At 64.9% G+C, this 23,672-nt stretch carries 24 protein-coding genes; 10 read left to right on the forward strand and 14 right to left on the reverse strand.

Going from position 1 to position 23,672, the window contains the following annotated elements:
• Window positions 1-66: 66 nt before the first annotated feature.
• The 5 genes from AKL02_RS05935 (at window position 67) to AKL02_RS05955 (ending at window position 4,510) form a co-directional block, all read left to right on the forward strand.
• Window positions 67-969: an EamA family transporter gene (locus AKL02_RS05935; protein WP_083079151.1), complete on the forward strand. Its 903-nt coding sequence runs from the start codon at window positions 67-69 to the stop codon at window positions 967-969.
• Window positions 970-975: 6 nt separating this feature from the next.
• On the forward strand, window positions 976-1,587 hold the full coding sequence (locus AKL02_RS05940; protein ID WP_078519652.1) for an inner membrane-spanning protein YciB: 612 nt from the start codon (window positions 976-978) through the stop codon (window positions 1,585-1,587).
• 66 nt (window positions 1,588-1,653) lie between these two features.
• Window positions 1,654-2,463: an exodeoxyribonuclease III gene (gene xth, locus AKL02_RS05945; protein WP_083079150.1), complete on the forward strand. Its 810-nt coding sequence runs from the start codon at window positions 1,654-1,656 to the stop codon at window positions 2,461-2,463.
• A 76-nt stretch (window positions 2,464-2,539) separates the two neighbouring features.
• Window positions 2,540-3,106 (forward strand): peroxidase-related enzyme, encoded by a 567-nt coding sequence (locus tag AKL02_RS05950; RefSeq protein ID WP_083079149.1) that lies wholly within the window; start codon window positions 2,540-2,542, stop codon window positions 3,104-3,106.
• Between the two features lie 66 nt (window positions 3,107-3,172).
• A complete protein-coding gene (locus AKL02_RS05955; protein WP_083079148.1) occupies window positions 3,173-4,510 on the forward strand; it encodes an 8-oxoguanine deaminase in 1,338 nt (445 codons plus the stop codon).
• On the opposite strand, the gene AKL02_RS05960 is transcribed toward AKL02_RS05955, so the two are convergent.
• On the reverse strand, window positions 4,500-5,231 hold the full coding sequence (locus tag AKL02_RS05960) for a hypothetical protein (RefSeq protein WP_083079147.1): 732 nt from the start codon (window positions 5,229-5,231) through the stop codon (window positions 4,500-4,502). The genes AKL02_RS05955 and AKL02_RS05960 overlap by 11 nt on opposite strands.
• Window positions 5,228-6,511, reverse strand: coding sequence for a guanine deaminase (gene guaD, locus AKL02_RS05965; RefSeq protein WP_083079146.1), 1,284 nt, complete (start codon window positions 6,509-6,511; stop codon window positions 5,228-5,230). The genes AKL02_RS05960 and guaD overlap by 4 nt, the downstream gene beginning before the upstream one ends.
• A 146-nt stretch (window positions 6,512-6,657) precedes the next feature.
• On the opposite strand from guaD, the gene mgtE reads away from it, so the two are divergent.
• Both mgtE and AKL02_RS05975 read left to right on the forward strand, forming a co-directional pair.
• Window positions 6,658-8,043, forward strand: coding sequence for a magnesium transporter (mgtE, locus tag AKL02_RS05970; RefSeq protein ID WP_083079145.1), 1,386 nt, complete (start codon window positions 6,658-6,660; stop codon window positions 8,041-8,043).
• Window positions 8,040-8,576: a 5-formyltetrahydrofolate cyclo-ligase gene (locus AKL02_RS05975; protein WP_083079144.1), complete on the forward strand. Its 537-nt coding sequence runs from the start codon at window positions 8,040-8,042 to the stop codon at window positions 8,574-8,576. Before mgtE ends, AKL02_RS05975 begins: the two co-directional genes overlap by 4 nt.
• Here the strand turns inward: AKL02_RS05975 and purU are convergent, their stop codons facing one another.
• The 4 genes from purU to AKL02_RS05995 form a co-directional block, all read right to left on the reverse strand.
• Window positions 8,577-9,473: a formyltetrahydrofolate deformylase gene (gene purU / locus AKL02_RS05980; RefSeq protein WP_078546283.1), complete on the reverse strand. Its 897-nt coding sequence runs from the start codon at window positions 9,471-9,473 to the stop codon at window positions 8,577-8,579.
• 144 nt (window positions 9,474-9,617) lie between these two features.
• Window positions 9,618-10,568: a cation diffusion facilitator family transporter gene (locus tag AKL02_RS05985; protein WP_083079143.1), complete on the reverse strand. Its 951-nt coding sequence runs from the start codon at window positions 10,566-10,568 to the stop codon at window positions 9,618-9,620.
• 116 nt (window positions 10,569-10,684) lie between these two features.
• Window positions 10,685-11,446 (reverse strand): FG-GAP repeat domain-containing protein, encoded by a 762-nt coding sequence (locus AKL02_RS05990; RefSeq protein ID WP_083079142.1) that lies wholly within the window; start codon window positions 11,444-11,446, stop codon window positions 10,685-10,687.
• Window positions 11,446-11,769 carry a 2Fe-2S iron-sulfur cluster-binding protein gene (locus AKL02_RS05995; protein WP_075776110.1) on the reverse strand — a complete coding sequence of 108 codons (324 nt, stop codon included), beginning with the start codon at window positions 11,767-11,769 and terminating at the stop codon, window positions 11,446-11,448. Before AKL02_RS05995 ends, AKL02_RS05990 begins: the two co-directional genes overlap by 1 nt.
• Window positions 11,770-11,936: 167 nt before the next feature.
• Here AKL02_RS05995 and AKL02_RS06000 point away from each other — a divergent pair, with 167 nt between their 5' ends.
• The gene (locus AKL02_RS06000) at window positions 11,937-12,500 is read left to right on the forward strand and encodes a peptidoglycan-binding domain-containing protein (RefSeq protein WP_083079141.1); all 564 of its coding nucleotides are present in this window, start codon (window positions 11,937-11,939) and stop codon (window positions 12,498-12,500) included.
• Between the two features lie 110 nt (window positions 12,501-12,610).
• Window positions 12,611-13,849, forward strand: a complete 1,239-nt coding sequence (locus AKL02_RS06005) for an MFS transporter (protein ID WP_083079140.1) — start codon at window positions 12,611-12,613, stop codon at window positions 13,847-13,849.
• A gap of 130 nt (window positions 13,850-13,979) precedes the next feature.
• On the opposite strand, the gene AKL02_RS06010 is transcribed toward AKL02_RS06005, so the two are convergent.
• The 8 genes from AKL02_RS06010 to AKL02_RS06045 all read right to left on the reverse strand — a co-directional run bounded on the left by AKL02_RS06010 (window position 13,980) and on the right by AKL02_RS06045 (window position 22,131).
• On the reverse strand, window positions 13,980-14,537 hold the full coding sequence (locus AKL02_RS06010; RefSeq protein ID WP_083079139.1) for a nucleotidyltransferase family protein: 558 nt from the start codon (window positions 14,535-14,537) through the stop codon (window positions 13,980-13,982).
• 199 nt (window positions 14,538-14,736) lie between these two features.
• The gene (locus AKL02_RS06015) at window positions 14,737-16,209 is read right to left on the reverse strand and encodes a DegQ family serine endoprotease (RefSeq protein ID WP_083079138.1); all 1,473 of its coding nucleotides are present in this window, start codon (window positions 16,207-16,209) and stop codon (window positions 14,737-14,739) included.
• 176 nt (window positions 16,210-16,385) lie between these two features.
• A complete protein-coding gene (locus AKL02_RS06020) occupies window positions 16,386-16,577 on the reverse strand; it encodes a DUF2065 family protein (RefSeq protein ID WP_083079137.1) in 192 nt (63 codons plus the stop codon).
• Window positions 16,577-17,512 (reverse strand): protease modulator HflC, encoded by a 936-nt coding sequence (gene hflC, locus AKL02_RS06025; RefSeq protein ID WP_166741438.1) that lies wholly within the window; start codon window positions 17,510-17,512, stop codon window positions 16,577-16,579. Before hflC ends, AKL02_RS06020 begins: the two co-directional genes overlap by 1 nt.
• Window positions 17,509-18,693 carry an FtsH protease activity modulator HflK gene (gene hflK / locus AKL02_RS06030; protein WP_083079135.1) on the reverse strand — a complete coding sequence of 395 codons (1,185 nt, stop codon included), beginning with the start codon at window positions 18,691-18,693 and terminating at the stop codon, window positions 17,509-17,511. Before hflK ends, hflC begins: the two co-directional genes overlap by 4 nt.
• 55 nt (window positions 18,694-18,748) lie before the next feature.
• Window positions 18,749-20,101 carry a glutathione-disulfide reductase gene (gene gor / locus AKL02_RS06035; protein WP_083079134.1) on the reverse strand — a complete coding sequence of 451 codons (1,353 nt, stop codon included), beginning with the start codon at window positions 20,099-20,101 and terminating at the stop codon, window positions 18,749-18,751.
• Window positions 20,102-20,243: 142 nt separating this feature from the next.
• Entirely contained in the window at window positions 20,244-21,029 is a 786-nt protein-coding gene (gene rpiA, locus AKL02_RS06040) for a ribose-5-phosphate isomerase RpiA (RefSeq protein WP_083079133.1), read from the reverse strand.
• Window positions 21,030-21,114: 85 nt separating this feature from the next.
• Window positions 21,115-22,131 carry a Hint domain-containing protein gene (locus tag AKL02_RS06045; protein WP_133051992.1) on the reverse strand — a complete coding sequence of 339 codons (1,017 nt, stop codon included), beginning with the start codon at window positions 22,129-22,131 and terminating at the stop codon, window positions 21,115-21,117.
• A gap of 153 nt (window positions 22,132-22,284) precedes the next feature.
• Between AKL02_RS06045 and AKL02_RS06050 the strand changes: the two genes are divergently transcribed.
• Window positions 22,285-23,664: an L-serine ammonia-lyase gene (locus AKL02_RS06050; protein ID WP_083079131.1), complete on the forward strand. Its 1,380-nt coding sequence runs from the start codon at window positions 22,285-22,287 to the stop codon at window positions 23,662-23,664.
• Window positions 23,665-23,672 lie beyond the last annotated feature (8 nt).

The following is a 23,672-nucleotide window of genomic DNA, read 5'->3' on the forward strand; positions in this document are numbered from 1 at the left end:
GTGAATGGCCCCTGAGGCCAGCGGGGGCAGCGCCCCCTTGGCGCCGACATCACGAAGGACTTCCCCTTGAGCGACTGGATCATCTCCGTCTCGGGCACCGAGACCGGCAAGCACCTCGCGCTGAGCCTCGCTCTGCTCGCGGCCTTTCTTCACGCGCTGTTCGGGGCGCTGCAGAAGGGGCGTCACGATCCTTGGCTCAGCCGCGCCGCGATCGATGCGAGCTACGGGATCATCGCAGCCCCCTTTGCGCTTTTCGTGGTGCCGTGGCCCGAGCCCTTCATGTGGCCGATCTTCGTGGGCGTCTTCTTCATCCATGTCGCCTACAAGCTGTTGCAGGCGGCCTGTTACCAGCGTGGGGCCTATACGGTGGTCTATCCGGTGGTGCGCGGCACCGGGCCGCTTTTCGCGGTCATCGGCGCGGGGTTCATCTTCGGCGAGCATTTCACGCTGGGCCAATGGGCCGGGGTGGCGACGCTTCTGGCAGGCATCTACGGGCTTGCGCTCTACAACCTGCGCAATGTGACGGTCGATCGCGAGACGATGGTGCCGGCCCTGATGCTGGCCGTGGCGACCGGTGCCTTCGTCGCCCTCTACACCACCTATGACGCCTATGGCATCCGCGCGACCGCCGATCCGTTCACTTTCCTTGCGTGGTTCTTCTTCATCGACGGCTGGTTCATGCCGATCTTCACCGCGCGGCGCTGGACGAAGCTGCCGAGTTCGGAAAAGGTGCCGCTCATCAAGAGGGGTGTTATCGGCGCGATTGTTGCTTATTTCTCCTTTGGCTCGATCATGTTGGCGACACGGCTCGACAAGGTGGGCGAGGCGGCGGTGCTGCGCGAGACGTCTACGGTCTTCGCAGCGCTCATCGGCTGGCTCGTGCTGGGCGAGAAAGTGGGGCCGCGGCGCACGGCCCTGATGGCGCTGATCGCGGCAGGGGCCGTGATCGTTGAGATAGCAGGCAGGTAAAGGCAGATGGCAGAGAAAAAGATTTCCCCCTGGGTGAAAGCGGCGCTCGACTGGGGGCCGCTCATCGTGTTCTTCGTCGCCTTCAACCGGCTGAAGGACGGCACCTACACGATCCTCGGCACCGATTACTCGGGCTTCGTCGTGGCCACCGCGCTGTTCATCCCGCTGATCGCGGCGACGACGCTGATCCTGTGGCTGCTGACCGGCAAGCTCTCGGCGATGCAGATCGCGACGCTCGTGCTGGTGGCGATCTTCGGCGGGCTGTCGGTCTGGCTGAACGATCCGACCTTCTTCAAGATGAAGCCCACGATCATCTACCTGCTGTTCGCGGGCATCCTCGGGGCCGGGTTGCTGCGCGGCAAGGCGTGGCTGCAACTGGTGATGAACGAGGCGATGCCGATGGCGCATGAGGGCTGGATGATCCTGACCAAGCGCTTCGTCTGGCTGTTCCTCGGGCTTGCCGTGGCCAATGAGATCGTCTGGCGCACGATGTCGGACGCGCATTGGGTCGATTTCAAGACCTTCGGTCTGCCGATCATCATGATCGCCTTCATCATGTCGCAGGCGAAGCTGTTCGAGCGTCACGGGATCGATACGGAGGAAAGCGAGGAGGGCTAACTCCGCCCTGTCCGCGCCCGCCGCGATCCGTTACACCTTTCGCGACCGCCAACCCCGGAGCCGCTCATGAAAATCGCCACCTTCAACATCAACGGCATCAAGGCGCGCCATCAGGCGCTGGTCGATTGGCTGAAGGAGGCCGAGCCCGACGTGGCTTTGCTGCAGGAGATCAAGTCGGTTGACGAGGGTTTCCCGCGCGAGCTCTTCGAAGAGCTGGGCTATTCGGTCGAGACGCACGGCCAGAAAAGCTTCAACGGCGTCGCGATCCTCTCGAAGCTGCCTCTGGAGGATGTGACGCGCGGCCTGCCCGGCGATGAGAGCGACGAACAGGCGCGCTGGATCGAGGCCACCGTGGTCGGCGACAAGGGCGCGGTGCGACTCTGTGGTCTCTATCTGCCCAACGGCAACCCGGTGGAGCTGGACGATGCAGGCCAGCCCGTCGAAGGCGGCAAATATGCCTACAAGCTGTCATGGATGGAGCGGATGAAGGCGCGGGCGGAAGAGCTGCTGGCGCTGGAAGAACCTTTCGTGATGGCGGGCGATTACAACATCATCCCGCAGGACGAGGATGCCGCGAAACCCGAGGCGTGGCGCGGTGATGCGCTGGCGCTGCCGCAAAGCCGCGAAGCCTTCCGCCGTATCCTCAATCTCGGTTTCACCGAGGCGTTCCGCGCCCGGGTCCAAGGGCCGGGGCATTACTCCTTCTGGGATTATCAGGCGGGCGCCTGGCAGAAGAATAACGGCATTCGCATCGACCATCTGCTGCTGTCGCCGCAGGCCGCCGATCTGCTGCGCGAGGTCGGCATCGACAAGGAAATCCGCGGCCGCGACAAGCCCTCGGATCACGTGCCGGTCTGGATCACGCTCGACCTCTGAGCGCGATTGCCGCAACGTCATTTCCTCGGCCCCGTCGCACCTGTGCATAGTGGCGGCGGAGAAGAGGAGACCCCACATGCAAGACAAGATCAGCCGGCATCCGGTGCCGAAACTCGCAGACATGCCCGAGGATATCCGCACGCGGATCGAGGCGGTGCAGGAGAAGGCCGGGTTCATCCCGAACATCTTCCTCGCGCTGGCGCATCGCCCCGACGAATGTCGCGCCTTCTTCGCCTATCATGACGCGCTGATGGAGAAGCCCGGTAACCTGACCATTGCCGAGCGTGAGATGATCGTGGTGGCGACCTCGGCGGCCAATGAGTGCCAGTATTGCGTGATCGCGCATGGCGCGATCCTGCGCATCCGGGCCAAGAACCCACTGATCGCCGATCAGGTCGCGGTGAACTACCGCAAGTCCGAGATCACGCCGCGCCAGCGCGCGATGCTCGACTTTGCGATGAAGGTGAGCCTGCGCGCGCAGGAGGTCGAGGAGGCCGATTACGAGGCGCTGCGCGCCCATGGCTTCACCGATGACGACATCTGGGACATCGGTGCGATCACGGCGTTTTTCAGCCTGTCGAACCGGTTGGTGAACATGGCCGCGATCCCGCCGAACCCCGAGTTCTACGCGATGGGGCGCTGAGCGCCTCTGGTCTTCGCCCATCCGCGCGGTCTAGGCTCTGGCGAAACCAGCCAGTAGGAGCGCGCGATGGGCGAGATCTTGATCCGGGGCGCCGAGGTGATCGTCACGATGGACGGCACCCGGCGCGAGCTGAAGGGCGCGGATCTGCTGCTGCGCGACGGGCAGATCGCCGCCGTCGGGCCGGGGCTGGAAAGCCCGGGCGAGGTGGTCGAGGCAAAGGGCTGCGTCGTCACACCGGGCCTCGTGAACACCCATCATCATCTTTACCAGACGCTGACCCGCGCAGTGCCGGGCGGCCAAGATGCGCTGCTTTTCGGCTGGCTGCAGACGCTCTATCCGATCTGGGCGAAGATGGGCCCCGAGGAGATCCGCGTCTCGGCGCAGGTGGGGCTGGCGGAACTGGCGCTGACCGGTTGCACCACCAGTTCCGATCATCTGTATATGTATCCGAATGGCGCGCGGCTGGAGGACACGATCCACGCCGCCGCCGAACTGGGCCTGCGCTTCCACCCCACGCGCGGCGCGATGAGCATCGGCGAGAGCGATGGTGGCTTGCCGCCCGATAGTCTGGTCGAGCGCGAGGACGCGATCCTGAACGACTGCATCCGGGTCGTCGATGCGTTCCACGATGCGGGCGAGGGCTCGATGTGCCGGGTGGGGATCGCGCCGTGCTCGCCGTTTTCCGTCTCGCGCGAGCTGATGCGCGATGCGGCGCTGCTGGCGCGCGACAAGGGTGTGATGCTGCACACCCATCTGGCCGAGAATGACGAGGATATTTCCTACAGCTTGGAGCAGTTCGGCTGTCGGCCGGGGCAGTATGCGGAAGATCTGGGCTGGACCGGCGACGATGTCTGGCACGCCCATTGCGTGAAGCTGGACGCGGGCGAAATCGACCTGTTCGCGCGCACGAAGACGGGCGTTGCGCATTGTCCGTGCTCGAACTGCCGTCTGGGGTCGGGCATCGCGCCGGTGCGGCAGATGCGCGATGCGGGGGTGAAGGTGGCGCTTGGCGTCGATGGCTCGGCCTCGAACGATGCAGGGAGCCTCATCGGCGAGGCGCGCATGGCGATGCTGCTGCAGCGGGTGCAAAACGGCGCCGACGCGATGGCCGCGCGCGAGGCGCTGGAGATCGCGACTTTGGGCGGGGCGCAGGTGCTGGGTCGTCCCGATTGCGGGGTGCTCGCCCCCGGAAAACGCGCGGATGTGGCGATCTGGGATGTCTCGGGGCTGGAGGCGGCAGGCGCATGGGATCCGGTCGCGGCACTGGTGCTGTGCGGGCCGCCCAAGGTGAAACACCTCTTCGTCGAGGGCCGTCAGGTGGTGCGCGACGGGCAGGTGGTGACAATCGACATGCCGCGCGTGATCGAGACGCAAAACCGTCTCGCGGCACGGCTTATGGGCTGAACTTTTCGCGCCGCACGGCACTGGCGGCGCTCGCGATCCGCAGCAGGCGGCGACGGTCGCCTGCAAGGGCGGCCTCCATCAGCCCCGATAGCCCACCGCGCGCCTTCAGATGCGGCCCGAGGTCGGAATGGCCAAGAGCGGGGAAGATCAGGTGGTCGACATTTGACGCGCGCGGGAAGAGCATCGCCTGATCCAGATCGTCATGCGCGCCGTGGCACAGGATCGTCCAACAGGGCGCGGGCGGAAGCGGGGTGGTCTCGCGGGCGAATGTTCCGATCCGAGAGGTCCATTCGCTCCAGCGTGTCTCCCCCGGCACGACGCCCGGTTTGACCGAGACTTGCGGCGACAGGGCGAGCACCACATCGACCGGGATCACCTGCGTCGCGACCAGCGCCGAGACCGCGCCCATCGAGAGGCCAATGGCGGCGATGCGGGTGACGGGGCGGCGGCGCGTCACCTCTGCCAAGGCGGCGCGCAGGGCAGCGGCGAAACCCGGGTCATTCGCCCAACTGCGGCTTTCGTCGCTGATGAACAATGCCCGGCGTGAGAAGCCGGGCGTGCCGCGCCCCGTGGCAGTGGCGACGAATTCCGGTGCGGGCGGGCGGCTGGGGTCATGGCCGATCGAGGCGAAGGAGATCACCAGATCGCCGCCGCCACCGTCTAGGAAATCGACCGTGAAAGGCGCGCGGGCGTAGATCCTCTCGAAGGCTGGATCGCTCAATGCAGCCGCTTGCCCGCGACCCATGTGCCCGCGATCGCGCGGTCGTCGCCCATCATGATCGTGGGGAAGATCGCCTCCCAGATATCCTCCGCCCGCGCCACGCGTTGCGAAATGGCAAGCGTCGAGGCGAGGTCGACGGCGATGAAATCCGCCTCCATCCCCGGGGCCAGCGCACCGATCTTGTCGCCCATCCGCATCGACTGGGCCGAGCCTTGCGTGGCCAGCCACCAAAGCTGCGCGGGATGCAGCGGCTGATGCGTGAGCTGCCCGATCTCATAGGCGGCCGCCATCGTGCGCAGCATCGAAAAGCTCGACCCGCCGCCGGTATCGGTGGCCAGACCGATCTGCTGGCCTTCGGCCAGACGCGTCGGCCAGTCGAACAGGCCCGAGCCGATGAACGTGTTCGAGGTCGGGCAATGGATTAGCGCCGCGCCGATCTCCTTGATCCGGTCGGCCTCGCGCGGCTCCAGATGGATCGCGTGGCCGTAAAGCGCGTTCTCGCCCAGCAGGCCATAGGTCTCGTAAGTGTCGAGATAGTCGCGCGCGGTGGGATATAGCTCGCGCACCCAGGCGATCTCGTCCACCTGCTCGCTCAGATGGGTTTGCATCAGGCAATCGGGATGCTCCGCCCAGAGCGCGCCCAGGGCGCAAAGCTGATCCGCCGAAGAGGTGGGCGAGAAGCGCGGCGTGATGACGTAGCTCAGCCGGCCTGTCCCGTGCCATTTCTGCAAGAGGACGCGGCTGTCGTCATAGGCCGATTGCGGGGTGTCGCGCAAAGCTTCGGGGGCGTGGCGATCCATGCAGGTCTTGCCCGCCGCGGCGCGCATTCCGCGGGCCTTGGCGGCGGTGAAGAAGGCTTCGACGCTGGCGGGATGGATCGTGCAATAGCTGCACATCGACGTCGTGCCGTTCATCAGCGCCAGATCGAGATAGCGGGTCGCGATATCTTCGGCATGGGCGGGATCGGCGAAGGAAATCTCTTCGGGGAAAGTATAGGTGTTGAGCCAGTCGATCAGCCGCTTACCCCAGCTCGCGATGATCGCGGTTTGCGGGTAATGCACATGCGCATCGACGAACCCGGGCGACAGGAGATGGTCGCCATGATCGACGATCTCGGCTTGCGGATGGGCGTCGCGCAGATCGTCGGCCTCGCCCACGGCGGCGATCATACCGCCGTCGATCAGCATACCGCCGCGGCGCCGGTGCGAGACCGCCTCCGGCCCCTCGACAAGCGCGTCGCCACGGTATTCCAGAACCTGCCCAAGGTGCAGCTCAGCCATCATTCTCTCCTGTCCGACGCGCCATGCTAGGGCGGGGCGGGGCGAAGGTAAATCTCTGCCGTGGCGGCGCTTCTTTTTCGCCGCCGCCCCCCTGTCCATCTGCGAGAAAACAGCTATGTTTCACGCGCGATCGGAATGGGGGCGACATGGCCGAAGCACTTGCCGAAGAGACAGAGCGCGAGGAAGAGGATTATCGGCTGAGCGGAGAGCTGGTCGAGGAAATTCTCGATGCCGTCGAGCAGGAAGATGCAGATCGCCTGAGCGAGCTGCTCGAGCCCTTGCACGCCGCCGATATCGCCGACCTTATCGAACAGGTCTCCGGCCATGAGCGGCGCGAGATTCTGCGGCTCTGGGGCCGCCAGATCGACGGCGAGATCCTGACCGAGATCGACGAGGGCATCCGCGAGGAGGTTCTCGCGAGCCTGCCGCCGGAAGTTCTGGCCGACGCTGTCCGCGAGCTTGATTCCGATGACGTCGTCGACCTGATCGAAGACCTCGAGGAGCCGCAGCAGGAGGCGATCCTCGGCGCGCTCGACGAGACCGACCGGGCCGCGGTCGAGAAATCGCTGGGCTATCCCGAATATTCCGCCGGTCGTTTGATGCAGCGCGAGGTCGTGACCGCGCCCGAGCATTGGACGGTGGGCGAGACGATCGACTTCCTGCGCAAAGCCAAATGGCTGCCCGACCAGTTCTATCACGTGACTCTCGTCGATCCGGGCCACCACCCGGTCGGCAATGTCACTCTGGGACGCATCCTGTCCGCCCCGCGCGCCTCGAAGCTGATCGAGATTTGCGAGGAAGAGTTCCGCAAGATCTCGGCCTATCAGGACGAGGGCGACGTGGCCTATGCGTTCAACCAGTATCACCTGATCTCGGCCCCGGTCGTGGATGAAGACGACCGTTTGGTTGGCGTGATTACCATCGATGACGCCATGTCGGTCCTCGACGAGGAACACGAGGAAGACATCCTCCGCCTCGCCGGTGTGGGCGACGAATCCGCGATCTCGGATACGGTGCTGGAAACAGTGCGTCAGCGCCTGCCGTGGCTCTTCATTAACCTCCTGACGGCCATTCTCGCCTCGGCGGTGATTTCGATCTTCGAGGGTACGATCCAGCAGCTTGTGGCGCTCGCTGTGCTGATGCCGATCGTGGCCTCGATGGGCGGCAATGCGGGCACGCAGACCCTGACCGTGGCGGTGCGCGCACTCGCCACGCGCGACCTGACCGACAGCAACGTCTGGCGGGTTGTGCGACGCGAAACCATCGTGGGGCTGCTCAACGGTCTGGCCTTCGCGGTGGTGATGGGGGCGGTGGCCGCCTTCTGGTTCTCGGGCGCACAGCTTGGTATCGTGATCGGGCTGGCGATGGTGATCAACCTCGTGGTGGCCGCCCTGTCGGGCATCCTGATCCCGCTCGCGCTGGAGAAGCTCGGCGCGGACCCGGCCTTGGCCTCGGGCACGTTCGTCACGACGATGACCGATGTGGTGGGCTTCTTCGCCTTCCTCGGGCTGGCCTCTGTGGTTCTGCTATGAGCAAGGATCTCGCGCGCAAGGATGCTTTCGCGGCGCGTAAGGCGGCCCATGCGGCCGATGATGGCGCGGTGACCCGTGCGCTGACGGCGGCGCTGGAGCCCTTCGCGGGCAAGGTGCTGGCGGGCTATTGGCCGATCCGCACCGAGCCCGATCCGCGCCCGGCGATGGTGGCCCATGGCGGGCCGCTCTGTCTGCCGGTGGTGGTCGCGGAGGCGCAGCCTCTGGTCTTTCACCGCTGGACGCCCGAGACCGAGATGATCGCGGGCGCTTTCGGGGCGCATATCCCGGCGGAAGGCGAAGAGATCACGCCCGAGGTGCTGATCGTGCCGCTACTGGCTTTCGACGCGAAGGGCTATCGGCTGGGCTATGGCGGCGGCTTTTACGACCGCACGCTGGAGGGGCTGCGCGCCCGCGGCCCCGTCACGGCGATCGGCTTTGCGTTTGCCGCGCAGGAAGTGCCGGAAGTGCCCACCGAGCCGACCGATCAGCCGCTCGACATGATCGTGACCGAGGCGGGCATCCTACATCTTTGATCAGCCCATCCGCTCGGAGGCGTAGGCACCGGGCGAAGCCGGGAAGACCACCGTCTTGCTGTCGTTCAGGAAGACCCGGTGCTGCACATGGGCGTGGATCGCGCGCGACAGCACCTGCGCCTCGACGTCACGGCCCAGCGAGACGTAATCCGACGGGCTTTGCGCATGGGTGACGCGCACGGTATCCTGCTCGATGATCGGGCCTTCGTCGAGATCGGCGGTCACGTAATGCGAGGTCGCCCCGATCAGCTTCACACCACGCTCGTAAGCCTGCTTGTAGGGGTTCGCACCCTTGAAGCTCGGCAGGAAGGAGTGGTGGATGTTGATGATCCGGCCCGACATCTTCTGGCACAGCGCATCCGACAGGATCTGCATGTAGCGCGCGAGCACGATCAGTTCCGCGCCCGATTCATCGACGACGTCCAGAAGACGCTTCTCGGCCTCGGGCTTGTTCTCTTTCGTCACCTTGATGTGGTGGAAGGGCAGGTCATGGTTCACGACGACCTTCTGATAGGTCATGTGGTTCGACACCACGCCCACGATCTCGATCGGCAGCGCACCGATGCGCCAGCGGTAGAGAAGGTCGTTCAGGCAGTGGCCGAAATTCGACACCATCACCAGAACCTTCATCTTCTCGCGGGAGTCGCGGACCGCCCAGTCCATCTCGAAATCCTTGGCGACCGGCTCGAACGCGGCGCGGATCGCCTCGGCATCCTTGCCCTTCTCGGAGACGAAGCTGACGCGCATGAAGAACTGGCCCGTCTTCGGGTCGTCATACTGATGCGAGTCGGTGATGTTGCAGCCCTGATCGGCCAACACGTTCGCGATCCCCGCGACGATCCCCCGCGTGGAGGGGCAGGCAACGGTAAGAACGTAAGCGTCGGCAGTCTGGGTCATGTCGCATCCCTTTTGATCTTTCGCCCGGTTTCCTAGCGCGCCGGGGGTGGGGACACAATCACCCCGACTCCGGGGAGGAGCGCGGGAGAAAGCGACGGCGTTGCGGTGAAAAGCGGCATCGCGTCGGGGGCGCGGCGCGCGGCCTCAGGCCGCCGCGTTTTCGGGCTGCGTGCCGCGCAGGGATTCGATTTCCAGGAAAACGCTCGAAACCTCGGGATGGGCCTCATGGATTTTCTTCTGCACAGCCTCCACCGCGTGGAAGATCGCTTCGGGCGAGAGGCCGTTCCTCATCTTCAGCTCTATATTCACCAGTACCTGATCGGGCGCGAAATGCATCGTCAGGAGGCGTTTGACCTCCGCGACCTCGTCGAAACCGGTCGCGATCTCGCGGATCGATTTGCGCACGTCGCGGTCCGCGGCCTCGCCCATGATCAGCGCGCGGGTCTCGTAGACGAGGATGATCGCCACGACGATCAGGATGAGCCCGATGACGATGGAGGCAGCCCCGTCGAAGAAGGGGTTTTCAAACGTCACCGAGAGATAGACGCCAAGTGCGGCCGCGAGGATGCCCAGAAGGGCCGCGCTGTCCTCGGCGACGACGACGAAGATCGACGGGTCCTTGGAGCGGCGGAAGGCCTTGAAATAGCCTTCGCCCGGTTTGCGCTGCTTCAGAAGCTGACGGATCGCGATGACCCAGGACGTGCCTTCGGCGAGGAAAGCCACGAGCAGCACGCCGTAATTCCAGATCGGCTTTTCGATCGGCTCGGGGTTCTGGATATGGACGATGCCCTCATAGATCGAGAGCCCGCCGCCGATCGCAAACAGCAGCATCGCGACGACGAGCGACCAGAAATACAGCTCCTTGCCATAGCCGAACGGGTGTTTCTCGTCCGGTTCCTTCTTGCTGCGCTTGTGGCCCAGCAACAGCAGCCCCTCATTGCCGGTATCGACCACCGAGTGGAACGCCTCCGCCAGCATGGATGAGCTACCCGTGAAGGCCGCGGCTATGAATTTCGCGATGGCGATCAGGAGGTTCGCCGCGAGCGCCCCATAGACGGCAATCGGCTTTTCTTCGGAGGCTTGGGCTTCGGCCATGGCTGGGATCCTGCATCGGGGCGCGCGACGGGGAGGAACGACCGTGCGCCGGTGTCGTGATGCAGGGGTAACATGGGCGGGGGCAGGGCGGTTCCGTGAGGCCGGTGCGGCAGGGCTCAGCCGTTGCAGTTCAGCGCTTTCGCGAAACCGCCGGGCGAGGTGTCGGTGCCGAGGCGTGTCCATGCCACGGTTTGTCTGGGCGTGACGGAGAGCGACAGCAACGCGGACCAGTCGAAACTGGCGACGATCATCTCGGGACCAGCGCCGCAATCGCGCAATCCTCCAAGGATCGCGTCAGAGCCGAAACGGTGATTGGTGAACTTGCCGCCCGCGAAGGTCGGGTGCAAAGCGCCGTCGCGATACTCGAAAAGGCGCAGCACGCCCAACCGATGCGGCGCGTCGATCAGCGCGATGTCACGATGCCCGTTGTCATTGAAATCCGCGACGCCGATGGGCGCGAGCCAATGGTTCGGCTCTCCCACGAAATCGGTCGCGGCGAGGAATTCCGGCTTGCCCGATTTCACCGTGAGCACCAGAAGCCGCGATCCGAATTTCAGATGAGATTGCACCACGATCACCTCGTCGATGCCGTCACCGTCGAGATCGCTCAGGCGCGGGCTCGTGTCCTCGTAGACCATGTCGGGGTCGAGGCGCAGGTCATAGGTCAGGGTGCTGTGGCCCGAGAACAGCCCCTTGGGGCTGCCCGCCTTGCGGGTCACGTCGATCTGGAGATTTGCGAATTCATGATCGGGGCCGAGCGCGCCGTGACCATAGCGATCTGTAGGCTCGATGAAACGCGCGGCGACCGACATCTCGGCCCGCGCGGGCAGGGCGGCAGCGGTGACCAGCGCGAAGGCGAGGGCCACCGCGCGGCGCATCAGATCTGCTTTTCGGGAAGGTTGACGATCAAGCCGTCGAGCTCGTCCGTGACCTTGATCTGGCAGGTCAGGCGCGAGGTGACGGGATCGGGCTCGTACGCGAAGTCGAGCATGTCCTCTTCCATCGGATCGCGCGGAGGCAGTTTCTCGATCCAGTCCTTGTCGACATAGACATGGCAGGTCGAACAGGCGCAGGCACCGCCGCAATCGGCGTCGATGCCGGGCACGCCATTGTCGCGCGCACCTTCCATCACGGTCATGCCGGGCTTCACGTCGATCTCGTGACGGGTGCCGTTGAATTCGACATAGGTGATTTTCGCCATAGCTCGGGGCCTCTTGTTCGTAATCAAAACGCGCTTGCCGGCGGGGCCGGTCGCAAGTGATCTAAGCTGCTTTCGGCGATTTGGCCAGAGGTGGGCTGTCACGGGCAAGGGATTGCCGCAGCGTAGATATCGGCTAGTCTGCCGGCCGAAGGCAGGCGGAGACAAGAATGCGGCAGATCGCTGAAAACTTCGGCACGGCGCGGGCGGTGCTGGTGGCGCTGGGTGTGACGATGGGGATGGCGGGCTGTCAGCCCACAGCGCAGGGCTCGGAGGCCGCGCCGAAAGATCCGCCCGCCAAGACGCTCGCCCATGTGCTGCAAAGCCGCCCGCCCGCCGACGACGCGCAGGGATGTTTCACCCAACTCAAAGGTCCCGCGAAGGTCGAGACCGTGACCGGGCAGGTGCAGGTGCTCCCCGAACAGCGCGATCCGAAGACCGGCCAGGTCACGCAGCCTGCGATCTATCGCGAATTGAGCGGCCAGAAGCTCGTCGACAGCGGCAAGCCGCGCTATTTCGAATCCGTCTGTTCGGAGGATCTGACGCCCGCTTTCGTTGCCATGACCCAGCGCGCGCTGGCGCTGCGCGGGCTTTATTCCGGCCCCGCCGACGGCAAGCTCGACCCGGCGACGGGCCGCGCGATCGCGGCCTATCAGGCACCGCGTGGCCTCGACAGCCCGACGCTTTCGGTCCGCGCCGCACAGGAGCTGGGTCTCTATATCTGGTCGAACTGAGGCCGTCCGCGCCCGCCATCGCATCGCCGCACAGACCTTTGCGCAGGCGGCGGGGTTGTGCCCACGGGGGGAACGGTCTCTAACCGGGGACCAAGGGATCAGGGGGCATCATGCAAAAGCTTTTCGGCAGCAACCTGCGCTTCATGCGCGACAATGCCCGCTGGCTCGGCGCGGGGTTTCTGCTGACGCTGTTCTCCTCCTTCGGGCAGACCTTCTTCATCGGCCTGTCGGGCAATGACATCCGGGCGACTTTCGGCCTGTCGGGCGGCACCTTCGGGGCGCTCTACATGGTGGCGACGCTGGCCTCGGCCTCGACGTTGCCCTTCCTCGGGCGCACGCTCGACCTGATGCCCGGCTGGAAGGTCGTGCGTTTTACCATCCCACTGCTGGCGCTGGCCTGCATCGGGATCACGCTCGCGCCGAACCTGATCTTCCTGACGCTCGCGATCTACATGCTGCGGCTCTTCGGGCAGGGCATGATGACCGAGATCGCCTTTACCGAGATCGGCCGCTGGTTCGTCGCGAGCCGCGGCAAGGCGATGTCGCTGATCGTGCCGGGCCAGCCTTTCGGCTCTGCGGTGCTGCCGGTTCTGGTGGTGCTGATCGCGCAGGCGAGCGGCAATTGGCATCTCGCGTGGTGGCTCTCGGCCGGGGTGCTGGTCTTGATCGCCTGGCCGCTCCTGATGCGGCTGATGCAGGTCGAGCGGGTGCCCAACGCGACCGAGGTGCAATCGAGCGCCTCTGGCACCGCGCGCGACTGGACCCGTGCGGAGGTGATCCGTGATCCGGTCCTCTATATGCTGCTGGCGGGGCTGCTCGCGCCGCCCTTCATCGGCACGGTGATCTTCTTCCACCAAGGCTACCTGACTGAGCTGCGCGGCTACTCCCCGCTTGCCTTCGCGGCGGCCTTCCCGGTGATGTCCCTCGCGACCGTGGGCTTCGGCTTCGTCTGCGGCGGGCTGATCGACCGGTTCGGGGCGCTGCGCCTGCTGCCCTTCGTGCTGGCACCGCTGACGCTTGCCTCGCTGACGGTCGCCTTGGTCACGCCGGTCTGGGGCGTCTATGCCTTCATGGCGCTGCTTGGCATGTCGAACGGGTTTTCCGGCACGCTGATGGGCGCGCTCTGGCCCGAGGTCTACGGGGTGAAAAACCTCGGCGGCATCCGCGCGATCATCGTGGCCTCGATGGTGCTCTCGACCGCCGTGGGGCCGGGGATCACGGGCGTGCTGATCGATATGGGGGTGGAGCTGCCGACCCAGATGCTGGGCATGGCGGTCTGGTGCGTGATCGCCGCCGGGAGCCTGACGATCGCCTCGCGCCGGGTGCGGGCGCGCGAAGCGGCGCAATGAAACAGGCGCCCCGGGGGGCTGCCCTTTGCAGTAACTGGTGCAGCGTGGGGCCGGACGCCTTGTAGGCGCAACGCATGTCGATCAGCAGCTCCCGACAAGAACTTCGGGAGCTGTCTGCGGCGGATGTCGGCTAGGCGGACATCTCTACTACCCGCACCAGTGGCCATCGTTCCAGCCAGCCTTTGCTCTGTACTCTGGTCCGGAAGGCTTCGCGCTTATGTGGCAAGCTCGATGCTGGGCGCAAAATCATCGAACAGAGGTCGTTGAGCGTGAAGGGTGCAAGGATCCGGCAATCTGAGCCCGACCTTTGGGCCGCGACTGCCGTGGCCGTTTCTGGCCAGTAGCGCATTGCATCTGCCACTGAACAATATGGTGAATCTCCGTTTCGCAGGTGCATTCTCGCCTGGTTTTTCACGGACCATTGGTACTCCGGCGCTGCTTGCCGAAGCCAATTCTCAAAAGCTTCGTCCGACGCTGGATCGAGGTTCTTATCGTCGAAGTAGAGAACGTCTGTGTCCTCATCTCTGCAATCCGAAGCCCGACCGTGAAGGGCGTCCCACACGAAGTTTCGGACAAAGCCCGCACCGATGCTTCCCTGACGCAGATTGAGTGATTCAACCAACTCAAGAATCTCCCATCGCTGCCGGTTTTCGCGCAGCAGAGAAGCGATGTCGTAGGACTGAAGCACTGATGCCCTCGCGGTATTCCGGCCCACTCAGCCAAGTTAGGCGAAGATTGATGTCGCTCCAACCTTCGCAACAGGAAGCAATGTCCGCAGTAGGCTCGAAGCGGCCATTGCGCTTCGAGCCTTCAAGGTTCTCACGCGCACCATTTACTGCAAAAGGCGCCCCGTGGGGCGCCTTTTCTATCGTTTTGAACGGTGCGGATCACTCCACGGGGAGGGCCACGAAACGCGGCTCGCCAGCGCGGCGGATCAACAGCAGGATCGACTTGCGCCCCGCATCCTTCGCCGCCTGCACGCGCTCTTCGAAGTCATCGACCGCGGAGACCGGCTTCTGCCCGACTTCGGTGATCAAATCGCCGACGCGCAGCCCTTTTTCATAGGCCGAGGAGGTCTCGTCGATCTGCTTGATGACAAGGCCGTTCGCCTCTTTCGTCAGGCCCATCTCGGTGCGCAACTCATCCGTCAGCGGCGTCACGGTCAGGCCGAGCATGTCCTTCTCGACTTCCTGCGGGGCCTGCACGGCTTTCGGGGGCTGTTCGCCCTCGGCGGCTTCGCGACGGCCCAGCGTCACCAGAAGCGTCTTGGCCTCGCCATCGCGCATCACGGTCACGCGGACCTTCTCGCCCACCGGCGCATCGGCCACGCGACGCACCAGATCGCGGGTGCTCTTGACCTCGCCGCCATCGAAGGAGGTGATCACGTCGCCCGCCTCGATCCCGGCTTCCTTGGCGGGGCCATCGGGCACCTCAGATACAAGCGCGCCTTCGGGGGCCTCGAGCCCCATCGCTTCGGCCATGTCGGCGGTGACGTCCTGGATTTTCACACCCAGCCAGCCGCGCCGCGTCTCGCCGTATTCCTTGAGCTGATCGACCACTTTCGCGACCACGTTCGAGGCCATCGAGAAGCCGATCCCGATCGAGCCGCCATTGGGCGACAGGATCGCGGTGTTCACGCCGACGACCTCGCCTTCCATGTCGAAGAGCGGACCGCCCGAGTTGCCGCGGTTGATCGCGGCATCGGTCTGCAGGTAGTCGTCATAGCTGCCGGACAGCTCGCGGTTGCGCGCCGAGATGATCCCGGCCGAGGCGGAGAAGCCCTGACCCAGCGGGTTGCCCATCGCCATCACCCAGTCGCCGACGCGCACGGCGTCGCTGTCGCCGAAGGCGACGAAGGGCAGGGGGGAATCGCTCTCGACTTTCAAGAGCGCGATGTCGGTTTTCGGATCGGTGCCCACCAGTTTCGCGTCGAGACGCTTGCCCGAGAAGAATTCGATCTCGATCTCGTCGGCATCTTCGATGACGTGATTGTTGGTGACGATATAGCCGTCTTCCGAGATCACGAAGCCGGAGCCGAGCGCGTTCGAGCGACGCGGCGCGCCCCGCCCGTTCGGGCCATTGGGGGCGTTCGGGTTCGGCAGGCCGAAATCGCGGAACAGATCCTCGAAGGGTGAGCCGGGCGGGAAGTTCGGCATTTCGCCGGTCGGCGCGGCCACCGTGGTCGAGGTGGTGATATTCACCACCGAATTGGACACCTGATCGACGAGTTCGGCAAAGCTTTCCGGGGCGGCGCGGGCATAGGCGGGCCCGGCCAGAGGGGCGCAGGCGAGCGCCACGGCAAGCGTGGCGGCGCTCAATCCGGCGCGCAGCATGGATCCGGGTCCGGTGAGGATTGTCATATGGCTCTCCCTTGCTTCGCCGGTGCGGAGGACCGGCGCGATGCTCTCTTTGATTTGAAATGTAGGAGCAGGGAGGGGCGAAGGGAAGTTATTCGCCAAAATTCACGACAGGAAATTGCGTCGCAGGGGGCGGACAAGGGCGCTCTCTTGCGCTCAAGGCACGAGAGAAAGGGCCGCTATCCGAACTGCCGCAGCGCCCAGAGGATCGCCACACCCGTCGCCAGAGCCGCAAGGCCAAGGGCGCGACGTTGGCCCGCCGACATGGCGCGCAGCATGTCCAGCGCCTCCTCGATACGCGAAGGGGCCAGCGCAAGCGCCAGCCCCTCGATCACAAGGACCAGTCCGAGACCGGTCAAGAGCATCGCCATCACTGGCCGACCTGGCTCGCGGATGCACTGCCCCGGCCTGCACCGGTTTCCGGCCCCGGGTTCTCCCCGATCGAGCGCAGGAAGCGCCCGTAATCGAAGTAGAGGCTGTCGGGCTGCGTCACCAGCGACGAGGTCTGCGTCTTCATCGACTGCGCGTAGAATTGCAGCGCGCGCACGAAAGCGAAGAACTGGCGATCCTTGCCGTAAGCATCCGCATAGACCTTGTTGGCCTGCGCATCGGCTTCACCGCGCACGATCTCGGCCTGTTTCTTGGCCTCGGACGTGACCTCGACCGCGGTACGGTCGGCGGTTGCGCGGATGCGCTGTGCAGCTTCTGCGCCGCGGGCGCGCTCGTCGGCGGCCTCGCGTTCACGCTCTGCCCGCATCCGGCCATAGGTGGAGGCGAGGTTCTGCTCGGGCAGATCGGTGCGCGTCAGACGCACGTCGATCACGTCCACGCCCAGTGACAGCGCCTCGCGCCGTGCCAGATCACGGATGCGGTTCATCAGCGGCGTCCGGTCATCCGACAGCACAGCCGTCGAGGGGACCGAGCCCAGAACTTCGCGGATCGCGTTGTTCAGGATGCCGTCGATCCGGCTCTTTGCGGTCGTCTCACCGCCCGCGCCAACGGCTTCGCGGAATTTCACCGCGTCGACGATGCGCCAGCGGGCGAAGGCGTCGACCACGAGACGACGATCGTCCTCGGGCGTGACTTCGAGCGGCTGCGTGGTCAGGCTCAGGATGCGGTCATCATATTTCACGATGGTGTCCACGACCGGAATCTTGAACCCGAGACCGGGCTCGGTCTTCACCTGCTGCACCTCACCGAAGCGCAGCACGAGGGCCTTTTCACGCTCGTCCACCACGAAGACCGAATTCAGTCCGAGGAAGATGAGAACAACGAGAACGGCAATTGCGATAGGTCCGCGCATCAGTTGCTTCCTCCCGTGTTAGCGGTCGAGTTGGTTGTGCTGGACGACGAGCTGGAGTTCTTGCGCAGCTGATCCAGCGGCAGATAGGGCACGACCCCGCCAGCACCGTCTTTGGTATCCACGACGACCTTGTCGACGTTCTGCAGCAGCTTGCCCATGGTTTCGTAGAACATCCGGCGCTTGGTCACTTCGGGCGCTTTCTCGTATTCCGTGAGGATCGAGTTGAAGCGCGCGGCGTCACCTTCGGCTGCGTTCACGATCTGCGCGCGGTAGCCTTCGGCCTCTTCCTTGACCTGAGCGGCCTCACCGCGAGCACCTGCCGTCACCTTGTTGGCATAGGCGTCGGCTTCCTTCTCGAGACGGTCACGCTCCTGCTGGGCGGCTTGCACCTCGCGGAAGCTGTCGATCACCTCGCGCGGCGGGTCGGCACGGTTGAAGTTCACACGGACGATGTTGATGCCTGCATCATAGCTGTCGAGCGTGTTCTGCACCGCCGAGCGCAGATCGCCCGCGATTTCGCCACGTGCGGTCGACAGGATCGGTGCGAGGTTCGAGCGCGCGATGATGTCACGCATCGCGGATTCCGACACCGCGCGGATCGTGTCCTGCGGATCGCCGAGGTTGAACAGGTATTTCGCCGGATCGCTGATGTTCCAGACCACCTGGAATTCGAGATCGACGATATTCTGGTCGCCCGTCAGCATCAGGCCGGTATCGTTCGTGCCTGCGCGGCCCGAGCCGATATCGACGGTCTGTTCGCGCGTCACCGGAACCTTGGAATAGGTGATGAAGGGCCACGGTGCGAGGTTCAGGCCGGGGCCTTTGGTCGCGTAGTAGCGCCCGAACATCAGTTCCACCGAGCGTTCTTCCGGGTTCACCTTGTAGAGCGAGGAGCCGAGCCAGATCGCAACCAGGGCCACAAGGCCGATGACGACCGCGGTCTTGGCCGGGAAGGGGCTCTTGCCGCCGCCTCCGCCGCCATTGGGACGGTTGGGACGATTGCCGCCCCCCTTGCCGCCCATCAGCACCTTGAGCTGCTCGGAGCCCTTGCGCATGAATTCCTCTATTTCCGGGATCTGTCCGCCCTCGCCGGGACGTCGCTGACCGGGACGCTTGTCTTCGCGGTCGTCGTCGCGGTCATCGCCGCCACCGCCTCCGCCGCCCCAGGGGCCTCCGTTGCTCATATGCTCCTCACCTTTCCGTTATCTTGTCGGACAGTTGGGTATCTTTTCCGTGATTTCAATAATGTCTTACAGGGTTCCGCATGGTCACGAGCTCTTCGCCCATGGTCGGGTGGACCGCGCAAGTCGCGTCGAACTGTTCCTTGGTTGCCCCCATTTTGACGGCGATACCGACCATTTGGATCAATTCGCCCGCTTCGGGGGCCACGATATGGCATCCCAGTACGCAGCGCGTCTCGCGGCAAACGATCAATTTCATCAGCACCCGCGCGTCAGAGCCTGCAAAGCTCGAGCGCATCGGTCGGAAGCTGGAGACGTAGACCTCTGCATTGCCGCGCTCCTCTGCCTCTTCCTCGGTGATGCCGACGGTGCCGAATTCGGGTTGGGTGAAGACGGCCGAGGCCACCAGCTCGTGATCGGAGGGGCGGGCATTGGCGCCGAAGACGGTGTCGGCGAAAGCGTGGCCCTCGCGGATCGCGACCGGGGTCAGGTTGATGCGGTCCGTGACATCGCCCACCGCGAAGATCGAGGGCACGTTGGTCTGCGACCATTCATCCACCATGACCTCGCCGCGCTCGCCCAGTTCCACGCCCGCGGTCTCGAGGCCGAGCCCTTCGGTATTCGGTGTGCGGCCGGTCGCGTAGAGCACTGCGTCGAATTCGTCCTCGCGCCCGTCGCCGCAGGTGACTTTCAGGCAGTTCTCGGTCTTTTCGATCTCGGTGATCACGACATGGGTATGAATGTCGACCCCGTTCGCCTGCATCTGATCCACGATCAGATCGCGCGCTTCGCCATCGAAGCCGCGCAGCAGGGGGGAGCGGTTGTATTGCGTGACCTGCACGCCCAGACCGTTGAGGATGCAGGCGAATTCGCAGGCAATGTAGCCGCCGCCGACGATCAGGATGCGCTGGGGCAGGATGTCGAGCTTGAAGATGTCGTTCGAGGTCATCACCAGATCGCAGCCCGGGAATTCGGGCACGAAGGGCCGTCCTCCGACCGCGACGAGGATATGCTTGGTGGTGATCTTCGTGCCATCGGCCAGCGTGACCTCATGCGGGCCAGACACAGTGGCGCGCTGGTCGAAGACCTTCACGCCCGCGTTTTCCTGCCCCTTGCGATAGATCGCTTCGAGCCGGTCAAGCTCCGCATCCAGCTTGCCGCGGAAACCCGGCCAGTCGAACTGACCCGCATCCGCGCTCCAGCCATAGGCGCGCGCCTCTTCGATGGCCGCCGGCGCGGTGGAGGCGAAGACCATCAGTTTCTTCGGGACGCAGCCGCGGATCACGCAGGTGCCGCCCATCCGGTATTCCTCGGCCAGTGCGACGCGCGCGCCATGCCCGGCCGAAATCCGGGCCGCCCGCACCCCGCCAGAACCGCCGCCGATGACGAAAAGGTCGTAGTCGAAGCTCATGGGGGCGCCTTCCTTCCTGATATTCCTTGGGTCTTGGCTTAGCGGTCCATGCGCTCAGGAGCAAGGCGGGGACGGAAAGACGCGCGCAAGGCGGGGATGCGTCACAGTGTTGTATCCCGGAGGCGCGCGTCCGGCGCCAAGATCAGTCCATATCGCGGAAGATATTCTCGTCCTCGGCGAACTCGATGGTCTCGTTGGCCACCGTGCCCTCATTGATGTCGCGGATCTCGACCTTGCCGTCGGTGCCGCCGATGATGACCTTGTCGCAGATGTCGATGAACAGGCCATTCTCGACCACGCCGGGAATCTGGTTCAGCACCAGCGCCAGCTGACGCGGGTTGCCGATGCGGTTGAGATGCAGATCGACGATGTAATTGCCTTCATCGGTAACGAAGGGCTGCTGGCCGTTCAGGCGCAGCGAGGTCTGGCGGCCCATCACGTCCATCGAATCCAGCAGTTCCTCGATCAGCGCGCGGGTGACCTGCCAGCCGAAGGGCACGACTTCGACGGGCAGCGGGAAGGCGCCCAGATGGTTCACTTCCTTGGAGGCATCGGTGATGACGATCATCTGATCGGACGCGGTGGCCACGATCTTTTCTTGCAGCAGCGCGCCGCCGCCACCCTTCACCAGGTTCAGGTCGGGGTCGAATTCGTCTGCCCCGTCGATCGTGATATCGAGCCATTTCGCTTCGTCGAGCGCCACGACCTTGATGCCGACCTGACGGGCGAGATCGGCGGTGCGTGTCGAGGTGGGCACCCCGATCAGCTGCAGCCCTTCGTCGCGGATACGCTCGCCAAGGCAGCGCACCATCCATGCGGCGGTCGAGCCGGTGCCGAGGCCCACACGCATCCCGTCTTCAACGAGGTCAACGGCACGGCGGGCGGCGGCGAATTTCGCCTTGTCGATCGGGGAGAGGTCGGCAGCCATTTGGCACTCCATTCATGGGCAGTCTGAGTTGCCGACGCTTATAGGCAATCAGGGGCGCTCAGGCGAGGGCTTTGTCGGCCTGTCTTCAGCGCAGGAGGAATTGTCGCATCCCGCCTGCCTGCTTGGCGTGGCGTCGCGCCTGTCCCGGCGGCAGGATCGGGCGCGCGGGCTGGGTGAGGAGCGGGTTCTCCGCCATCAACCCGCGCAGCCGCGCGGCGGCTTGCGGGTCGACCCCGCGCAGCGCCATCGGGCCAGGCAGAAGGCTTTCCACTGCCGCCCCGTCTGCGAAGACGATCTCATGCGCCTCGAACAGCAGATGCAGCCATTCGATGCGCGGACGCGGCGCCCGTGCGATCCCCGGCAGATCGAGCAACCCCTTGGCCGGGATCAGAAGCTCCCGCCCGCCAAGGATTCCCGCGCGGCTGCGAACCAGCAGCCGGTGCTGGGCCGAGACCTCAAAAGCGCGGTCATTGCCAAGCACGCCTTTCGCAATGCGGATCGGCGCGTTCTCGTCGCGCCCCGTCATCCGCCAGCGGCCCGTCCAGATCAGTTCGCGATAGCCGTTATCGGCGGTTTGCACTCTCATGCCCGGGCGCAGGTCTTCGACTGCGACTGGGCCGAGTTTCGTCGCGATCCGGGTGCCGCGGGCGAAGCAGACAGCGAGATCGCTATAAGGAATGATCGGATCGTTGCTGTCGATTGCGACGATGTCGTAGGTTTGGCCCGCGAAAAGGCGCTGAGATGACGCGATGCCATGAACGTCGCCCTCGAATTCGAGCACGAAGATCGTGATATTGTCCGCCGGATCGGAGGAGCCCGCCGGACGGATGACATAGCTGTATTCGATTTCGACATCGCCCGCCGCACCTGCGCCCCAGGCGATTCCGTCGAATGTCATCGGGACGGTGAGTTCCTGCGAGCCGTCGGCATCCTCGAGATTGGCGTCGTCATCGGTCAGATCGATCATCTGCACCGCAGCGTCAGCCTCGATCGTGAAGCTGGTCGCACCCACCGCATCGGCATTCGCCAAAGCGTTCGACCCGAACGGGTCCGGGCCCGAGACGATCAGGTCCGAAAATTGCCATGCACCGAAAATCGGCATCGTGCCCACCACAGCCTTTCGCCGCTCAGGCTGCTCGATAATCCTGAATATCGCGTCAACGATGTTGCTTTTGCGCGTGGCGGGGTCGTTTTGGGGCTGTTGGTCCGGGGGCGAACACGGCAGTCTGGGCCAAAATCAGGGCAGGGAGGCCGCATGTTTCTGAGCGTCTTCGATATCTTCAAGATCGGCGTCGGGCCGTCCTCGTCGCACACGATGGGGCCGATGGTGGCCGGCGCGCGGTTTCTCGACGCGCTCCGGGCCTCGCCCTTCACCGCGCATGGGGTGCGGGTGCGCCTGCACGGCTCGCTTGCCTTCACCGGCAAGGGCCATGCGACGGACCGCGCCGCGATCCTCGGGCTCGCGGGCGTGGTGCCCGAGAGCTACGACAATGATCTGGCCGAGAAATTGCTGGCCGCGAATGCCCGCGACCACCTATTGAAGCCTGACGGATTGCCGCCCTTGGCCTTCGACCCCGAGGCCGATCTGATCTTCGATTACGACACGTCGCTGCCCGGCCATGCGAATGGCATGGTGATCGAGGCGCGCGACGCGCAGGGCGACGTGTTGATGCACGAGGTCTATTACTCGATCGGTGGCGGCTTCGTGCGCACCGAGGCCGAATTGGCCGCGGTCGACGATGCCGCCCGCGACGCGCCGAGCCCGGTGCCGTTCCCCTTCAAGACCGCCGAGGAGATGCTGGCGATGGCCCATGCCTCGGGGCAGAGCATCGCGCAGATGAAGCGGCGCAACGAGGCGCGTTTCCGCGGCCCGAAGGAGATCGACGAAGGTCTCGAGAAAATCTGGATCACGATGCGCGACTGTATGGAGCGCGGGCTGACCAGCGAAGGCGAGTTGCCCGGCGGGTTGCGGGTGAAGCGCCGGGCCAAGGCGATCCATGAGAGCCTGAAGGCGGATTGGGGCCAGAACCTAGCGCCGCCGCATCAGATCAATGACTGGATCTCGGCCTATGCAATGGCGGTGAATGAGGAAAACGCGGCCGGTGGGCAGGTCGTCACCGCGCCCACGAACGGGGCGGCGGGCGTGATGCCTTCGGTGATCCGCTATTGGCTGGATCATGTGCCTTCCGCGTCCTCCGCTAAGATCCCCGATTTCCTGCTGACCGCCGCGGCGGTGGGCGGGCTGATCAAGACCAACGCCTCGATCTCGGGGGCGGAATGCGGCTGTCAGGCAGAGGTCGGATCGGCGGCGGCGATGGCGGCGGCGGGACTGGCCGCCGTGCTGGGCGGCACGCCCGAGCAGATCGAGAACGCGGCCGAGATCGCGCTGGAGCATCACCTCGGGATGACCTGCGATCCGGTGAAGGGGCTGGTGCAGGTGCCCTGTATCGAGCGCAACGGTCTTGGCGCGATCAAGGCGGTGTCGGCGGCCTCGCTGGCGCTGCGCGGGGACGGCACGCATTTCGTGCCGCTGGATGCGGCGATCGAGACGATGCGCCAGACGGGCCGCGACATGCACGAGCACTACAAGGAAACGAGCCTCGGCGGGCTGGCGGTGAACGTGCCAAACTGCTGAGGGTGCCT

It is taken from the genome of Thioclava electrotropha, assembly GCF_002085925.2.
GTDB classification, from domain to species: Bacteria; Pseudomonadota; Alphaproteobacteria; order Rhodobacterales; family Rhodobacteraceae; genus Thioclava; species Thioclava electrotropha.

Excerpts from the sequence above, each read along its gene's own strand:
- guaD (WP_083079146.1), bottom strand. The coding sequence starts at position 6,511 with ATGGCTGAGCTGCACCTTGGGCAGGTTCTGGAATACCGTGGCGACGCG.
- AKL02_RS06005 (WP_083079140.1), top strand. The coding sequence starts at position 12,611 with ATGCAAAAGCTTTTCGGCAGCAACCTGCGCTTCATGCGCGACAATGCC.
- AKL02_RS06000 (WP_083079141.1), top strand. The coding sequence starts at position 11,937 with ATGCGGCAGATCGCTGAAAACTTCGGCACGGCGCGGGCGGTGCTGGTG.
- AKL02_RS06045 (WP_133051992.1), bottom strand. The coding sequence starts at position 22,131 with ATGCCGATTTTCGGTGCATGGCAATTTTCGGACCTGATCGTCTCGGGC.
- AKL02_RS05940 (WP_078519652.1), top strand. The coding sequence starts at position 976 with ATGGCAGAGAAAAAGATTTCCCCCTGGGTGAAAGCGGCGCTCGACTGG.
- AKL02_RS06020 (WP_083079137.1), bottom strand. The coding sequence starts at position 16,577 with ATGGCGATGCTCTTGACCGGTCTCGGACTGGTCCTTGTGATCGAGGGG.
- mgtE (WP_083079145.1), top strand. The coding sequence starts at position 6,658 with ATGGCCGAAGCACTTGCCGAAGAGACAGAGCGCGAGGAAGAGGATTAT.
- AKL02_RS06050 (WP_083079131.1), top strand. The coding sequence starts at position 22,285 with ATGTTTCTGAGCGTCTTCGATATCTTCAAGATCGGCGTCGGGCCGTCC.
- AKL02_RS05995 (WP_075776110.1), bottom strand. The coding sequence starts at position 11,769 with ATGGCGAAAATCACCTATGTCGAATTCAACGGCACCCGTCACGAGATC.
- xth (WP_083079150.1), top strand. The coding sequence starts at position 1,654 with ATGAAAATCGCCACCTTCAACATCAACGGCATCAAGGCGCGCCATCAG.
- AKL02_RS05985 (WP_083079143.1), bottom strand. The coding sequence starts at position 10,568 with ATGGCCGAAGCCCAAGCCTCCGAAGAAAAGCCGATTGCCGTCTATGGG.
- gor (WP_083079134.1), bottom strand. The coding sequence starts at position 20,101 with ATGAGCTTCGACTACGACCTTTTCGTCATCGGCGGCGGTTCTGGCGGG.
- purU (WP_078546283.1), bottom strand. The coding sequence starts at position 9,473 with ATGACCCAGACTGCCGACGCTTACGTTCTTACCGTTGCCTGCCCCTCC.
- AKL02_RS05955 (WP_083079148.1), top strand. The coding sequence starts at position 3,173 with ATGGGCGAGATCTTGATCCGGGGCGCCGAGGTGATCGTCACGATGGAC.
- AKL02_RS05990 (WP_083079142.1), bottom strand. The coding sequence starts at position 11,446 with ATGCGCCGCGCGGTGGCCCTCGCCTTCGCGCTGGTCACCGCTGCCGCC.
- AKL02_RS05975 (WP_083079144.1), top strand. The coding sequence starts at position 8,040 with ATGAGCAAGGATCTCGCGCGCAAGGATGCTTTCGCGGCGCGTAAGGCG.
- rpiA (WP_083079133.1), bottom strand. The coding sequence starts at position 21,029 with ATGGCTGCCGACCTCTCCCCGATCGACAAGGCGAAATTCGCCGCCGCC.
- AKL02_RS05950 (WP_083079149.1), top strand. The coding sequence starts at position 2,540 with ATGCAAGACAAGATCAGCCGGCATCCGGTGCCGAAACTCGCAGACATG.
- AKL02_RS06015 (WP_083079138.1), bottom strand. The coding sequence starts at position 16,209 with ATGACAATCCTCACCGGACCCGGATCCATGCTGCGCGCCGGATTGAGC.
- hflK (WP_083079135.1), bottom strand. The coding sequence starts at position 18,693 with ATGAGCAACGGAGGCCCCTGGGGCGGCGGAGGCGGTGGCGGCGATGAC.